Annotated in this window: 13 protein-coding genes and 1 tRNA gene; 5 read left to right on the forward strand and 9 right to left on the reverse strand. The window is 70.4% G+C overall.

The window, feature by feature from the left end; genetic code table 11:
* Nucleotides 1–22 precede the first annotated feature (22 nt).
* The 6 genes from ACIPSA_RS05685 to ACIPSA_RS05710 form a co-directional block, all read right to left on the reverse strand.
* Nucleotides 23–1,663 (reverse strand): AMP-binding protein, encoded by a 1,641-nt coding sequence (locus tag ACIPSA_RS05685; RefSeq protein WP_402628972.1) that lies wholly within the window; start codon nt 1,661–1,663, stop codon nt 23–25.
* 26 nt (nt 1,664–1,689) lie between these two features.
* A complete protein-coding gene (locus tag ACIPSA_RS05690; RefSeq protein WP_402628973.1) occupies nt 1,690–2,139 on the reverse strand; it encodes a DUF3592 domain-containing protein in 450 nt (149 codons plus the stop codon).
* Nucleotides 2,140–2,257: 118 nt separating this feature from the next.
* On the reverse strand, nt 2,258–2,722 hold the full coding sequence (locus tag ACIPSA_RS05695) for a DUF3592 domain-containing protein (RefSeq protein WP_402629523.1): 465 nt from the start codon (nt 2,720–2,722) through the stop codon (nt 2,258–2,260).
* A gap of 138 nt (nt 2,723–2,860) precedes the next feature.
* On the reverse strand, nt 2,861–3,466 hold the full coding sequence (locus tag ACIPSA_RS05700; RefSeq protein ID WP_402628974.1) for a lytic polysaccharide monooxygenase: 606 nt from the start codon (nt 3,464–3,466) through the stop codon (nt 2,861–2,863).
* A gap of 139 nt (nt 3,467–3,605) precedes the next feature.
* Nucleotides 3,606–4,727 carry an SPFH domain-containing protein gene (locus tag ACIPSA_RS05705; protein WP_402628976.1) on the reverse strand — a complete coding sequence of 374 codons (1,122 nt, stop codon included), beginning with the start codon at nt 4,725–4,727 and terminating at the stop codon, nt 3,606–3,608.
* A 51-nt stretch (nt 4,728–4,778) separates the two neighbouring features.
* Nucleotides 4,779–6,251: a peptidoglycan-binding protein gene (locus ACIPSA_RS05710; protein WP_402628978.1), complete on the reverse strand. Its 1,473-nt coding sequence runs from the start codon at nt 6,249–6,251 to the stop codon at nt 4,779–4,781.
* Between the two features lie 185 nt (nt 6,252–6,436).
* Here ACIPSA_RS05710 and ACIPSA_RS05715 point away from each other — a divergent pair.
* The 4 genes from ACIPSA_RS05715 (at nt 6,437) to ACIPSA_RS05730 (ending at nt 11,556) form a co-directional block, all read left to right on the forward strand.
* Nucleotides 6,437–6,510 (forward strand) — tRNA-Lys (locus ACIPSA_RS05715).
* A gap of 90 nt (nt 6,511–6,600) precedes the next feature.
* Nucleotides 6,601–7,323: a FadR/GntR family transcriptional regulator gene (locus ACIPSA_RS05720; protein ID WP_402628980.1), complete on the forward strand. Its 723-nt coding sequence runs from the start codon at nt 6,601–6,603 to the stop codon at nt 7,321–7,323.
* Nucleotides 7,324–7,639: 316 nt separating this feature from the next.
* A complete protein-coding gene (locus ACIPSA_RS05725) occupies nt 7,640–9,622 on the forward strand; it encodes a glycosyltransferase family 2 protein (RefSeq protein ID WP_402628982.1) in 1,983 nt (660 codons plus the stop codon).
* Nucleotides 9,619–11,556: a galactose oxidase-like domain-containing protein gene (locus ACIPSA_RS05730; RefSeq protein ID WP_402628984.1), complete on the forward strand. Its 1,938-nt coding sequence runs from the start codon at nt 9,619–9,621 to the stop codon at nt 11,554–11,556. Before ACIPSA_RS05725 ends, ACIPSA_RS05730 begins: the two co-directional genes overlap by 4 nt.
* Nucleotides 11,557–11,604: 48 nt before the next feature.
* Here ACIPSA_RS05730 and ACIPSA_RS05735 read toward each other — a convergent pair whose 3' ends face one another.
* Nucleotides 11,605–12,612: a glycoside hydrolase family 6 protein gene (locus tag ACIPSA_RS05735; protein WP_402628985.1), complete on the reverse strand. Its 1,008-nt coding sequence runs from the start codon at nt 12,610–12,612 to the stop codon at nt 11,605–11,607.
* Between the two features lie 176 nt (nt 12,613–12,788).
* Between ACIPSA_RS05735 and ACIPSA_RS05740 the strand changes: the two genes are divergently transcribed.
* Nucleotides 12,789–13,553 carry a GAF domain-containing protein gene (locus ACIPSA_RS05740; protein WP_402628987.1) on the forward strand — a complete coding sequence of 255 codons (765 nt, stop codon included), beginning with the start codon at nt 12,789–12,791 and terminating at the stop codon, nt 13,551–13,553.
* 325 nt (nt 13,554–13,878) lie between these two features.
* On the opposite strand, the gene ACIPSA_RS05745 is transcribed toward ACIPSA_RS05740, so the two are convergent.
* Both ACIPSA_RS05745 and ACIPSA_RS05750 read right to left on the reverse strand, forming a co-directional pair.
* Nucleotides 13,879–14,544, reverse strand: coding sequence for a class F sortase (locus tag ACIPSA_RS05745; RefSeq protein WP_402628989.1), 666 nt, complete (start codon nt 14,542–14,544; stop codon nt 13,879–13,881).
* Nucleotides 14,545–14,556: 12 nt separating this feature from the next.
* Nucleotides 14,557–15,147, reverse strand: a complete 591-nt coding sequence (locus ACIPSA_RS05750; RefSeq protein ID WP_402628991.1) for a hypothetical protein — start codon at nt 15,145–15,147, stop codon at nt 14,557–14,559.
* Nucleotides 15,148–15,157 lie beyond the last annotated feature (10 nt).

Genomic DNA, 15,157 nt, shown 5'->3' on the forward strand with positions numbered 1-15,157 from the left:
ACGGTGGGGAGCTTCTCCGTTTTCACCGGCCGAGCAGCTCCTCCCGCCCCCGAGCCCGGTACTCGGCGACCAGCCCGGCCGTGTCGGCGGCCGTCAGCCTCGCGTACACGTGCTCCCCGGGCGGCCTCCACCACACCGGATCGACGCACCGGAAGCCCTCTCGCCGCAGCCCCGCCCGGTGGATCTTGTTGGTGGCGGTCACCGGCATCCGCTCCACCACCCGGACGAACCTCGGCGCCATCTTCGTCCCCAGGTCCGGCTGGGCCAGCAGGAACTCGGCGAAGTCCAGGGGGTCGAAATCCCCGGCGAGCGTCGCCATCACCTGGTCCCCGGCCACCGGATCCGGCACCGCGTACACCGCGACGGCCGCGGCACCCTCGTACCGGGCGAGGATGTTCTCGATCACCGCGGCGGCCAGGTTCTCGCTGTCGACGCGCAGGCGGTCGTCGGTACGGCCGGCGAAGTAGAGGTAGCCGTCGGTGTCCCGGTAGAACAGGTCCCCGGTCCAGTACCCGCCGTCCCTGTTCCGCTGGGCCTCCGCCGTCGGGTTGCGCCAGTAGCCCTCGAAGGGGTTCGGACCCCGGTTGACCAGCTCGCCTATGGCCTCGTCGCCGTTGAGCAGCCGTCCGGCGGAGTCGAAGCGGGCCGGTGGGCACTCCTCGCGTGTCGCGGGGTCGAGGACGGCCAGCCCGGGACCCGCGCGCCCCACCGCACCGGCGGGCGTGCCCGGTGACCACTGGATGGCCGCCCCGCCCTCCGAGGAGCCGTACCCCTCCACCAGCCGCACGCCGAACCGCCGCTCGAAGGCCGCCGCGTCCACCGCCCCCGCCTCCGTGCCGAAGCCCAGCCGCAGCGGGTTGTCCCGGTCGTCCGGACGCGGCTCGGTGGCCAGGATGTACTGGACCGCCCGGCCGACATAGGTGAAGTACGTCGCCCGGTAGCGGCGTACGTCCGCCAGGAACCCGGACGCCGAGAACCGCCGCCGCAGTGCCACCCCCGCCCCGGCCGCCAGCGCGGGCGCCCAGTCCGCGATCACCGCGTTGCCGTGGAACATCGGCATGCAGATGTAGTGCACGTCGTCCGCGCCGACGCCGAACTGGTCGACGAGGGAGCCGCCGGCGACGGCAAGGCGGCCCTGGGAGCAGATCGCGGCCTTGGGGGCGCCGGTGGAGCCGGAGGTGAAGTAGAGCAGGACGCGGTCGGCCGGGGTGGCGCGGGAAGGGTCGGGTTCGGCACCGGCGTACGGGGCGAGGAGGGCGGTGTACGCCTCGGTGTCGGTGACCAGGAGCCGTGTTCCGGGCAGGTCGAGGCCGTCGAGGAGCGGCAGGTGGGACTTCTCGGTGACGAGGAGCGAGCACTCGGTGTGCAGGATGTCGCGGGCCAGTTCGGGACCCCGGCGCGTGGGGTTGATGCCGGCGACCGCCGCGCCGGCGAGGGCGGCCGCGCCCAGCCACAGCGGGAACTCCGGGGTGTTGTCGAGCAGCACCCCTATGTGCGGTGGGGCGGCGGGCGGCAGCAGGTCCGCCAGGAGCGCCGCCCGGGCCGCCGCGCCGGCGGCCACCTCGTGGTGGGTCAGCACCTGCTCCTCGCACCACAGCCCCGGCCGGTGGTCGCCCCACCGTGCAGCCACCAGCTCCGCGACCGTGCGCCTCCTGGAGTCCATGGGGGCGCACCTTAGATGACGTACCGTCAGATGTGGAGGCTCGCGCTGTGGTACGACACCATGAAGCCGACGCAGAACACGACGATCACACCGAGGAACACCAGGACGCCCAGCACGCCGGCCGCGTTCTGGACCGGGCTCGGCCTGCGGGCGGTGGCGGCGATCTCCCGGCCGTCGGCGTAGTACACGGTCACGAAGTCGCCCTCGACGACCGTCGCCGGGCCGTCCTCCTCCTCGAAACGAACGGAACGGCCGTCGCGTGCCGTGAACTCGTACACGTGGTGCAGTGTGGTGTGCACGGAGGTGTCGTTCGCGCCCCCGTGGGTCGTGGTGAACATCCTCAGACACCGGGCCTTCGCCGTCAGACCACTGTTCCAGGCGCTTCTGAGCTGCAGGGACCGGCGCACCATCCGGTACGCCGCGACCAGCGCCACGGTCATGATGATGACGGGAATCCCGTAGAACATCGCATCCATCGTTCCCCCAAGGTCGTCACGCCGTCGGTTCGGCCGGCGTGTGGGGAACGTACCCGTGGGTAGCGCGGGATTCGCTCAAGTAAGGCTCAGAACTGCTCGGAACAGATGCGGAGTCCCGCTACGGCAGCAAACCGTCCGTCTCGGCGAAGATCACATGGGCCATGACCATGAAAATGATGGAGAAGGCGATGAACACGCCGAAGAAGACCAGCATGCAGCCCGTGCCCGCCGCGAGCTTCCCACGGGCCGGGCGGTGGGCCGTGGCCCGCTCCGGGCGGTCCGGCAGGTAGTACACGGTCACGAAGTCGCCCTCGACCACGGTCGACGGCCCGTTCGGCTCGTCGAAGCGGACAGCGCGCCCCTCGGCCGTAGTGAACTCGTACACATGGTGCAGCGTGGTCGTCACGGACGTATCCCCACCGCCGCCGCTGGTCGTCGTGTACGACCGCAGACAGCGGGCCTCGGCAGTACGGCCGTGACGCCACGCCCGGCTGATCTCGCTCGACCGCCTCAGCGTCCTGACCACCCCGAAGATCCCGACGACGACGAAGATGCCGGGAAGGATGTAGAAGAGCGCTTCCACAAGGCCCATGAGAGTCCCCCGATTCCGAACACCGGTCCGACTGACCGGTGTGGCGGGAACGTACCCCTCCGACCCGTGGCAGGTCCTCAAGCAAAGCTCAGATCAGCCCAGTGTTACCCAGTCGTCGAACGGCGCCGGTCAGAACGTGACGTCCGAGCAGGCGTAGAACGCGTTGCCCGTGTCGGCGATCGTCCAGACCGCGAGGATGACGTGATGTCCGCTCAGTCCGGACGGCAGGGTGCCGCTGTGGCTGAGCGTGGCCGGTGGGCGCTGGCCGTTGTAGGGGACCGTGAGGAACGGGGTCGTGTTGAGGTCGGATCGGGCCAGGGCGTGGTTCTGGTTCCAGCCCTGCCTGGTGACGTAGTACTTGAAGTCGGTCGTGGCGTGCATGGCGGTGAACTGCCAGCGGAAGGTGTAACTCTGACCGCCCGTCACCTTCGTCGTCGGCCAGGCCGCGCCGGAGGGTGTCTTCGGCGAGCTGAGCTGGGCGAAGCGGCTCAGGCCGCCGTTGCATATCTGGCCGTCGGCGGGGCCGGCCGCCGGGAAGCCCTTGGGGCCCTCGACACTCTGCGGCTCCCACTGGATGTCGCCGCAGTTGGTCACGGTGCCGTTCTGGCAGAGCTTCTGCCTGCTGATGGGGAGGTCGGTGTAGCCGTGGCCGCTGGCACCGCCGGTGGAGAGCACAAAGGCTCCGGCGGTCGCCACGCCGAGCACGGCTGCGGACAACTTGGTCTTCGTTCGCATGCTGCCGCTCCTGGAGAACGTGGGGGAAGTTCACTGAGCTGTGCAGGTCTAGACCAAGTCTCAGATTATTGCCGTTAGTTGACCGTGTCTATAAAAAAGACGCGTCCATACCAGCCGTGAGCACTGAATTCACGTCGCTTCAAGGCGTCGACTCCCGCCCCGAGCAGAAAGCCACCGTCAGGTCCCGCACCAGCACCTTGCGCTCGTAGTCGTCGAGTTCGACCAGCCCGCGCATGGTCAGCCGGGTCACCGTGTCCTCCACCGAGTCGACCACCGAGGTGAGCATGCTGGCCCGCTGCTCGGCGTCGAGCGCGGCGATCCGGCGCCGGTGCATGGCGGCGGCGACCTCGGGGGCGTACTCCACCCGGACCGGCTGCACCGAGAACACCTCGAGACCGACGGGCGCCGCATCCGCCACGACCATCCGGGTCAGCGCGTCCGCGGCCACGTCCACGGCCCCCTTCGACGCGCCCGGCGTCTCCACCGGCACCCGGGCCAGCGCCGCCTCGACGCACTCGCGCAGATACGTCTCGTGGTCCTCCACCCCGAGGACGGCCCGCGCGGTGTCCCGCACCCGCCACACCACGAGGACCACCACCCGCAGCGCGACGCCCTTGCCGTCGGCCGCGGGCATCGGCTCGCTGCGCCAGTGCCGCAGCCGCACGTCGACCCGGCGGCGCAGCAGCATCGGGTTGACCCAGAGCAGGCCGGTGCGCCGGACCGTCCCCCGGTAGCGGCCGAACAGGCCGAGCACCCAGGCCCGTCCGGTGGCACCCCGGCCCAGCCCGCCGAAGCCGGCCAGGCCGAGCGCGCCGGCCCCGGTGTACGCCGCCCACTGGGCCGGGCCGAGGCCCGCGCCCGCCACCGCCGCCGGCAGCCGCAGCGCCTCCAGCACGGCCGGCGGCAGCACCCCGGCCCACCACGAGGCGGCCACGCACCCGGCCAGCCCGCCCGCCCCGGCGAGCACCCCGGCCGCCCCGGGCAGCACCCGTGCCGGGCGCTCCGCCAGGTCGGGGTCGACCTCGGGCACCGGCCGGGCCTTCACGGGGGCCGGGCGCCTGAGGCGCGGCTGCTCCCCCGTGCCCCGCCTGCGGCTCACCACGGCGGGCCGCACGGGCACCGGCGCCGGGTCGGGGTCGTCGCGGAACAGCAGATGGACGGGGATCTCGGTGGTCGCCTCGTTCTGGATCAGCCGGGCGGGGCGGGACGGCCCCTCGGGTGGCCCCTCCGGCTCGGGTGTGTGGGAAGTGGTCGTACTCATGCGTGCCTCCAGCCTCCGCGCCAGATGCGTCATAACGTCATAACAGGGTCGTTATGAGAAGAGCCGTCGCCAGGTCTCCGGCCCCGGGTAGCCGTCCGCCGCGCCGCCCCGCCAGCCCTGGGCACGCTGGAAGGCCTCGACCGCCCTGCGGTCCGACTCGTCCCAGCGCGCGTCCGGCCCGTCGGGGTAGAACGCGCCGAACCCCTTCTTCACCAGCTGCCTCCCCAGCTGGGCGACGTACGCGTTGTCCGCGCCCAGGCGGAACAGGTTCCGGCCGGGATAGCCGGGGACGCCGTGCGAGGCGGGTGAACCGGCGGCGGCGGAAGCCTCGGGCGTCGCTTTCGCCGAGGACGGGATGTCCTTGCCCTTCCCGGTCGTCAGCAGGTCCCAGGTGTGCGGTCCGGGCAGGCCGTCCGCGGCCGAGCCGGTCCAGCCCTGGGCCTTCTGGAACGCCTGGGTCGCCTTTCGGTCCGCGTCCGACCAGCGGGGGCCGGGCCCCTTGGTGTAGTAGTGCCCGGCACCGCGGGTGACCAGCATCTTGCCGAGCTGGGTGACGTACTCGTTGTCGGCTCCGGGGCCGAAATACGACGCTCCCGGGAACGGCTGCGCCTTGGTGCCCGTGGCCGGCTTGGTGTCAGTGGCCGGCTTGGTGCCCGTGGCCGGTTTGGTGCCAGTGGCCGGCTTGGTGTCACTGGCCGGCTTGGTGTCACTGGCCGGCTTGGTGTCACTGGCCGGTTTCGCGCTCGACGTGGTCTCCGTCACCCCCTTGTACCGGTAGGGGAGGTACTTGTCGGAGTTGGTCCAGTAGGCGTACGGGGTCGACTGGCGGCGGGCGTGCGGGGGCGTCTCTTCGTAGGCGGTGTAGTAGGTGTGCGTGTAGTCCGTCCAGCCGCCGAAGATCACGACGTGCGAGCCCCGCTCGGGGTTGTCGGGATTGTGGAACAGCAGCATGTCGCCGGGCTGGAGTTCATCCTTGGCGATCTTGACCCCGTAATCGCCGAGGCTGCCGGTCCATTCGTTCCCCGGCAGCCCCCAGGCCATCGACACATAGCCCGAGCAGTCCTGCCGGTAACCGTCGGACCAGTAGTCGTCCATGCTGTACGGCACCTGCGCGGCGACCCAGGTCTTGGCCCGGTTGATGATCTCCGTGCGGGTGGTCTTGGGTGCGTCCCCCGGGGTGAGGGGCTTGGCCGGCTTCTCCTTGGGGCCGTGCAGCGGCCCCCTGCTGCCCTGCGGGGTGTCGGGCTCGCGCCGCGGCCCCCTGCTGCCCTGCGGGGTGTCGGGCTCGCCGTCCGCGGGAACGCCGGGCCGGTGCGGGGCGTGGGAGGCGGTGAGGGCGACGGCCGGCTGACCCGCGCCGAGGGCGGCGGCCGCGGCGGCCGCCACGACCAGGGCCCGCCGGGCGGCCGGGTGGCCGCCGAAACGGCCGGCCGGGGACCGCGGGCCCACCCGCCGCCAGTGGACGCATCCGGGGCACTCGCAGTCGCTCACCGGATCGAATTCCTCGAATACCGGAGTCTCCATGCGATTCCCCTCACATTTTTGGTCGATATGTCCGCGTCTGTGCACGTTGATCAGTTTCCCAACTGTCCCCCCGGCACGCATGCTGACGGTCCGAATGATGTACGGCCACCTGGCGGACCGGTCCGGGGTGTCCCCGTTGGTCGGGTGCACCCCTGGAGGTCGGGTAGAGTTCTCTTTGTCAGCAGGCGCCGCTAGCTCAGTTGGTTAGAGCAGCTGACTCTTAATCAGCGGGTCCGGGGTTCGAGTCCCTGGCGGCGCACCGACCGAAAGGCCCCCTCGCCAGCGCGAGGGGGCCTTTCGTATGGCCGGAACCCGGACCTCCCCCCGATTGGCCGGATACCCTCTCGCCATGGCAGCGCGAGACCTGCAGGAGCGGATCAAGAAGCTCATCGTCGACCGGCGGCTGCCCTCGGGGGCCCCGCTGCCGACCGAGCCCGAGCTGATGGTGTTCCTCGGCGCGAGCCGGAACTCGGTCCGGGAGGCACTGAAGGCGCTCCAGGCGATGGGCATCGTCGAGATCCGGCACGGCTTCGGCACGTACGTCGGCCCCATGTCCCTCGCACCCATGGTCGAGGGCCTCGCCTTCCGCACGGTCGCCGGGCACTACCGGGGCGAGGACTCCCTGCTCCAGCTGCTCGAACTGCGCGAGGCGGTGGAGACGGGACTGGTCTCCCGGCTGGCCGGGCGGCTGCCGGAGGCCGACCTGACCGAACTGGAGAGGCTCGTCGTCCGCATGGAACGAGAGGCCGCGCAGGGAACCGGCCTCGCCGAGACCGACCGAGCGTTTCACGCCACCCTCTACCGAGGGCTGGACAACGTACTGCTCAGCGAGGTGCTGGAGGCGTTCTGGGACGCCTTCCACCGCGTACAGCGGGACCTGGTGGACGTACCGCAGGATGCACGGGTCACCTGCCGCCAGCACCGGGAGATCCTGGACGCGGTCCGGTCCGGTGATTCCATACGGGCGGAAGAGGCCATAAGAGACCACTTCGGCAACGTCCGTGCCCGTCTGTCAACAACCGACACGACGGATCCACAGGATCCCCACACGCTCCACAATGAACGCGTATGACCGGTAAACCCGGTAAACACAGTGTTTCGTGTCTTGCGATCATGCCGAACACCGTAGAAACCTGGTTGTTCATGCTGCGGCGTATACGCGGCAGTTGGGGGGCAAGTAAGCGGTTGCCGGTTTTGTGGGGGAGAGGGGCCCCACTCATGAACGGATGCCGAGGGGGGCATCATGCAACCGGAAGGTCGCAGTCCCATGTCTATGAGGTGTGGGCTGCCTGTGACCCACCAATGACACGACTGTGCGGGTCTAGGGGGACCTGAGCAGGCGACAGAACCGACAGACACGCGATGACCTGCGTGTGGGGGGATGACTCATGACGTCGACGCCGACCGGCGCCCGGCGGGACTTCGACCCGTCACAGACCACACAACTAAGGGTTCCTTCCCACCGGACGGGCCAGCTCCGCCGGATAAAGAAGACTCTGCCGAGATACGACTACGAGCACTACAGCCGGCTGGCCGGCCCCCTCACCCAGCCAGACCCGACCAAGCCGTACAAGGTGCAGTACCGCTCGCTGCTCTCGCAGGAGCCGCACCGCATCCGAGCCGCGCTGATGCTGGGCGCGGCGCCACTGCTCTCGCTGGTCCTGCTCGGCTGGCTGCTCCAGCCCGAACACTGGACCCAACGCGACTACCCGGCCTACGACTTCCTGCCCGCGCTCGACATCGTGATGCTGGTCTCGATCGGTCTGATCGAGTTCTTCCGCTGCATGAACGTGCTGTCGAACGCGCACGCCACGCTGGTCGCCCGGGACCCGGTCCCGGTCGTGCCCGAGACCGGCACCCGCGTCGCCTTCCTCACCTCCTTCGTGCCCGGCAAGGAACCGCTGGAGATGGTGACCAAGACCCTGGAGGCAGCGGTGAAGCTGCGTCACCGGGGCCTGCTGCACGTCTGGCTGCTCGACGAGGGCGACGACCCGGCGGTCAAGGAGGTCTGCGCACGCCTCGGTGTGCACCACTTCTCCCGCAAGGGCGTCGAGAAGTGGAACCAGCCCAAGGGCCCGCACCGCGCCAGGACCAAGCACGGCAACTACAACGCCTGGCTGGAGGCGCACGGCGGCGAGTACGACTTCTTCGCCTCCGTCGACACCGACCACGTGCCGCTGCCCAACTACCTGGAGCGGATGCTCGGTTACTTCCGCGACCCGGACGTCGGATTCGTCATCGGCCCGCAGGTGTACGGCAACTACGACACGTTCGTCACCAAGGCCGCCGAGTCGCAGCAGTTCCTCTTCCACGCGCTGATCCAGCGGGCCGGCAACCGCTACGGCGCCCCGATGTTCGTCGGCACGTCGAATGCCGTGCGCATCACGGCGATCCAGCAGATCGGCGGGCTGTACGACTCGATCACCGAGGACATGGCCACCGGCTTCGAGATGCACCGCGCCAAGAACCCGGCGACGGGGCGCAAGTGGCGGTCCGTGTACACGCCGGACGTGCTCGCCGTCGGCGAGGGACCGAACGCCTGGACGGACTTCTTCACCCAGCAGATGCGCTGGTCGCGCGGGACGTACGAGACGATCCTCAAGCAGTACTGGAAGGGCTTCTTCTCGCTGCCGCCCGGCAAGCTCTTCAACTACACGATGATGATCATCTTCTACCCGATGTCCGCCCTCAACTGGATCCTGGCCGCGCTGAGCTGCGCGCTCTTCCTGGGCCTGGGCGCCTCGGGCGTGAACATCGACCCGACCGTGTGGCTGATGCTCTACGGCAACGCGTCCGCGCTGCAGATCGGCCTGTACGTCTGGAACCGCCGCCACAACGTGTCCCCGCACGAGCCGGAGGGCTCCGGCGGTGTCGCGGGCATGGTGATGTCGGCGCTGTCCGCGCCGATCTACGCCCGGTCGCTGATGGACGCGGTGCTGCGGCGCAAGAGCAAGTTCGTGGTGACGCCCAAGGGCGACTCGGCCAGCCCCGACACGCTGTTCGGGACCTTCCGGATCCACTGGTTCTTCATCCTGGTCTTCGGCGGTTCACTCACCGCCGGCTTCGTGTACGGGCACTCCCACCCCGCGATGATCACGTGGGCGGTCTTCGCCATGCTGATCACCGCCTCGCCGATCTTCGCCTGGCGGTACTCGCTGCGGCAGGAGAGGAAGAACCCCGCCGAGCCCGCGTTCGCCGAGCCGCAGGATTCGGTGCCGGCCCAGGCCGTGGCGGCTCCGACGCCGTCCGCGCCACACGCCCCGCACGGCCCGCACGCACCGCAGCAGCGGCCGAGCTGGGCCGCCACGAACGGGGGCGACGACCAGAACATGCAGACCGCGCTCGGTGGACTTGGGGGACGTAAGGAATGAACGACAGTGCAGGTCGCCGCCGCGCCCGTCGACTCGCGATAGGCACGGCGGTGGTACTCGCGCTGGCCGGGATGAACGGTCCGTGGCTGTACCGCTTCGGAACCGAGAAATACCACCAGTACAAGATCAACAGGCCCGAGTACAAGGCCGAGAACGGCCACTGGGACATCATCGAGTTCCCCAAGGAGTACCGCCAGGACACCATCCACGCGGCGCTCCTGCACACGGGCAAGGTGCTGTTGATCGCGGGGTCGGGCAACAACCAGGACAACTTCAACGCGAAGAAGTTCGACACCCGCATCTGGGACCCGGTCAAGGGCACCATCAAGAAGGTGCCGACACCCGCCGACCTGTTCTGCACCGGCCACACCCAGCTGGCCAACGGCAACCTGCTGATCGCGGGCGGGACGAAGCGGTACGAGAAGCTCAAGGGCGACGTCACCAAGGCCGGCGGCCTGATGGTCGTGCACAACGAGAACCCGGACAAGCCGATCACGCTGCCCGCGGGCACCTCGTTCACCGGCAAGGAGAACGGCAAGACCTTCGTGTCGAAGGACCCGGTGCTCGTGCCGCGCGCGAAGAAGGTCTTCGACCCGAAGACCGGCGCGTTCCTGCGCAACGACCCGGGGCTCGGCCGTATCTACGTCGAGGCGAAGCGGAGCGGTTCCAAGTACGAGACCGGCACCCAGGACAACTACCGGGTGCAGGGCCTGACCGGTGCCGACGCGCGCAACACGTACGGCATCGCGCAGAAGCTCGCCCTCGACAAGAAGGACTTCCAGGGAATCCGGGACGCCTTCGAGTTCGACCCGGTCGCCGAGAGGTACATCAAGGTCGATCCGATGAACGAGGCCCGCTGGTACCCGACGCTCACCACCCTGAGCGACGGCAAGATCCTCAGCGTCTCCGGCCTCGACGACATCGGCCAGCTGGTCCCGGGCAAGAACGAGATCTTCGACCCGAAGACCAGGAAGTGGACGTACACACCGAAGATCCGGCAGTTCCCGACCTACCCCGCGCTGTTCCTGATGGAGAACGGGAAGATCTTCTACTCGGGCTCGAACGCGGGCTACGGCCCGGACAACGTGGGCCGCGTCCCGGGCATCTGGGACGTGACCACCAACAAGTTCAGCAAGCTGCCGGGGCTCAGCGACCCCAACAAGATGGAGACGTCCGGGACCGTGCTGCTGCCGCCGGCGCAGAGCGAGAAGTACATGGTCGTCGGCGGGGGCGGCGTCGGCGAGTCCAAGCTGTCCAGCAACAAGACCCGGCTGATCGACCTGAAGTCCCCGAACCCCAAGTTCGTGGACGGGCCCACGCTGGAGAAGGGCACCCGCTACCCGCAGTCCTCGGTCCTGCCCGACGACACCGTGCTGGTGTCGGGCGGCTCGGAGGACTACCGGGGCCGCGGCGACTCCAACATCCTCCAGGCACGGCTCTACCACCCGGACAGCAACAGCTTCACCCAGGTCGCCGATCCGCTGGTGGGCCGGAACTACCACTCCGGGTCGATCCTGCTGCCCGACGGGCGGGTCATGTTCTTCGGGTCCGACTCGCTGTACGAGGACAAAGCCAACACCCAGCCGGGCAAGTTCGAGCAGCGGATCGAGATCTACACGCCGCCGTACCTGTACCGGGACTCGCGTCCCTCGCTGTCCGGGGGGCCGCAGACGATCGCCCGCGGCGCTTCGGGGACGTTCACGTCCCAGCACGCCTCGACGGTCAAGAAGGTGCGGCTGATCCGGCCGAGTGCCTCGACGCATGTCACGGACGTGGACCAGCGCTCCGTCGCGCTGGACTTCAAGACGTCCGGGGACAAGATCACGGTGACCGTGCCGAAGAGCCGGAACCTGGTTCCGTCCGGGTGGTACATGCTGTTCGCGGACGACGACCAGGGAACGCCGAGCAAGGCACAGTGGGTCAAGGTGCCGTAAGCGCGGTGCACTTGGGGGCGCCCTCCGGTCCGGAGGGCGCCCCCGCTGCTATTGACCGGCCTTCACGAGCTTCAGCGCGTACGACGGCCACCAGTCGCCCGCCTGCGGCCCGCCCTTGCACTGGCCGTCCGACTCCCCCGGCCGCTTGACCCACAGGTACGCGTCCACCAGCGGGTCCGCCGTCTTCGTCGTCGGCGGCTCGCCCAGCGCCCGGCCCGGCGGGTTGCACCACCGCTCGTCCGCGTCGCCGCCCGTATAGGGGCCGTTGCCGTTGCGGCTGGTGTCGATGACGAAGTGCTTGTTGCCGACCTTCGCCGAGAGCTGCTTGCCGTAGGCGATGGAGTCCTGGGTGGAGTAGAAGTTGGAGACGTTGACGGCGAAGCCGTCGGCCTGGTCGATGCCCGCCCGCTGGAGGGGCTGGGAGATCTGGTCCGGGTGGCCCCAGCCCGCGTTCCCCGCGTCCAGGTACACCTTCGTGTTCTTCAGGGACTTCAGCTTGGTGACGGCTCCCTCGAGGAGGTTGTAGCGCTCCTCGTGGAACTCCTCGGGAGTGCAGCCGTCCACCATGTGCAGTACGGCGTCGGGCTCCAGGACGACCATCGCCGGGCGGTCGCCGATGCCCCGGGCCACGCCGTCGATCCAGGCGCGGTAGGCGTCGCCGTCGGCCGCGCCGCCCTGCGAGTACTGGCCGCAGTCGCGGTGCGGGATGTCGTAGAGCACGAGCAGCGCCGTACGGTCGGACTTCTCCGCGGCCTCGGTGAAGCCCCGGGCCTCCTGCTCGGGGTTCTCCGGGCCGATCCACTCCCCGGTCGGCTGCTCGGCGATCTTTCTGATCTGCTCGGCGTCGTCCTTCTTGCCGTCCTTCGCGTAGGCGGCGACCTGCCGGGCCGCGTTCCCGTCCGGGTTCACCCAGAACGGGTCGGCGCCCTTGGGCTGTTGGGTGATCTTCGCGCCCTGACCGCCGTCCTTGCCCCCTCCGTCCCCGGAGGAGGAGCATCCCGCGATCAGCAGCGCCGTCCCCAGAACCGCCGCCGCGGCCCCCCTGCTGCCGTACATCCAACTCCCCCTTGGGTGCACCGTTCCAGGGGTCAATCGTGACATACCCGCCCTGCCGGACACGAGATCGCACGGGTCTTGTCGGAGACCTGTTACAGCCCGGCGGGCCTGGGTAGGTGCGCCTGGGCAGGTGCGGCTGACGGAGGCTCGGCGGACGCGAAGGGGAGTGCGCGGTCATGCACCACACCACCCGGGAGTTCCGGCTGGCGGCGGCGCTGATGGAGGCCGCCGACACCCTCACCGACGGCTTCGACACCGTGGACTACCTGCAACGTCTCTCCGACCACTGCGTCGAGCTGCTGTCCGCGCGGGCAGCCGGGGTGATGCTGATCGCGGGCGGCCGGGCGGTGTCGCTGGCCGGCAGCAGCCGCCGGCAGGACGTCGCGCTCGACCTGCTCCTGGCCCAGAGCGGCGGCGGCCCCTGCCTGGACAGCTACGGCTCCGGCAGACCGGTCCCGCCGGTGTCGATCCGGGCGGCCCACGCCGACGCCCGCTGGCCGGACTTCACCGAGCGGGCGCTGGCCCACGACATCGCGACGACATACGCGGTCCCGCTGCGCCGCCGCGAGACGCTGCTCGGGGCGCTCAACGTGTTCGTGCCTCCGGGCTGCGGGGAGGCCGACGCGGGGCTGCCGCTGGCCCAGGCGCTGGCGGACGCGGCCGCCCTCGGCCTGCAGAACCACCGGGCGTACACCCAGTACCGCACCCTGGCGGGGCAGTTGCAGGAGGCGCTGTCCAGCAGGGTGCGCCTCGAACAGGCCAAGGGCATGCTCGCCGAGCGCTGGGACGTCGCCGCCGACGACGCCTTCGCCGCGCTGCGCCGGTTCGCGCGACGGCGCCGGCTGCCCCTGGACCGGGTCGCGCGGGAGGTCCTGGAAGGGACCGCGGACGACGCGGAGTTGCGCCGTCAGGTCGCCGGTCCGCCCGGCGGATCCGCGTAGAGTCCCGGGTCACCTGCGGGGATGACGGAGAGCCACCAGGTTGGGACTTCCCGTCAACTACCTCTAGGCCGGGGCGGCCATCCCGTTCTAGAGTCGTCCCAGACGGCCCCAGCCCCCGGCCGGTTGTGCACCCACCGTGGTTTCCAGGCCTCCCGCGCCGGTCACCGGGCTACTCCCGCAGCCCGGACGAGCGCGGTCGAGGACCAGCCCGGTCGGCGGCTTCGGGGGGAGCGGGTCGTCGACCGGGCCAGGTGCGCCCGGTCCAGGAGCGCCCGGGACAGGTGCGCCCGGGACAGCTGCGCCCGGGCCGCCTGCCGGGCCCGTTTCATGGTCCCGTGCCGGTGAGATAGGCCGACACGACCACATTGGCCGTGTAGCTGCGGCTGACCCGGTCGAAGGTGCCGCCGCAGGTGATCAGCCGCAGCTCGGCCCGGCCCGGCAGGCGTGGCCCGTAGGCCTTGTGGGCGTCGAAGTGGTCGCGGGGCAGGACCTGTACGTCGTCGACGGTGAAGTCGGCGACCCTGCCGTCGTCACGGACCACCCGGACCGTCTCGCCGGGCTGCATCGTGCTGATCTTGTAGAAGACGGCGGGCCGGGTCTCGGTGTCCACATGCCCCACCATCACCGCGGCCCCGGCCGCCCCGGGCTTGACCCCGGCCGCGTACCACCCGACCACGCCCGGCTGGTCGAAGGGCGGCGGATCGACCGCCCCCTGCCGGTCCAGGCCGCGGCCGACGACCGGCGCCTGCACACCCAGCTCGGGAATGTCGATGCGCTGCGGCAGCGCGTCGCCCAACGGTCGTGCCGCGGGCGGCAGTTCGGCCGCGCCGAATCGTCCCGCGGCGAACACGTCACCCGTCGTGGCGCCGGACGAGCCCGGCCGCACGTCCGTCAGTTCGCGACCCCACAGCCACAGCCCGAGCAGCAGCACCGCCCAGGCCGCGCAGGTCGTCAGCCGTCCGGACCGGGAGGAGTCCGTACCGTCGGACATGACGCGGGGCCCTCAGTCCGTCCCGCGGCTCCGGCGGGCACTGCGCAGCCCGACGGCGACCGCGGCGAGTCCGGCGAGGACGAGACCGATGACTTCATGAGCGGTGCCCGGTCCCTCCGCGTGCACATCCACGGAGGCGAAGTGCGCGGTGCCGCCGTCCGCGGTGCCGCCGCCGCCCGCGGTGCCGCCGCCGCCCGCGGGGACGGGGGCGACCGGGGAGGCGAGGGCGGCCGGGGAGGCGAGGGCGGCCGACGGGTCCGCCGCCCCGGAACCGGCCGCGGCGACCGTGACCGTGCCCTTGACCTGCGTGGCGCCGCAGGAGATCCGCATGTCGTACCTGCCCGGCGCGGCCGAGGAGCGGATCCGGCTCTCGCCGGCGAGGGTGCCTCCCGTGCCGGCGAGCGTGGCGTCCGAGACGAACGCGTCGGAGACCGCCGTACCCGTGCGCCCGTCGCAGCCGCTGACCCGCAGTGCGACATCACCGCCGGGGGCGGGGGACGACGGGGTCACCGAGACGCCGCCTCCGTCCGCCGCGTACGCCGTCGGGAGGAACGAGACGGCGGCCAGGATTCCTGTACAGAGAGTGAGGCGTGCTGAGCCCATCGTGAAACCT

The organism is Streptomyces sp. NPDC086549, from assembly GCF_044746205.1.
Taxonomy (GTDB): domain Bacteria; phylum Actinomycetota; class Actinomycetes; order Streptomycetales; family Streptomycetaceae; genus Streptomyces.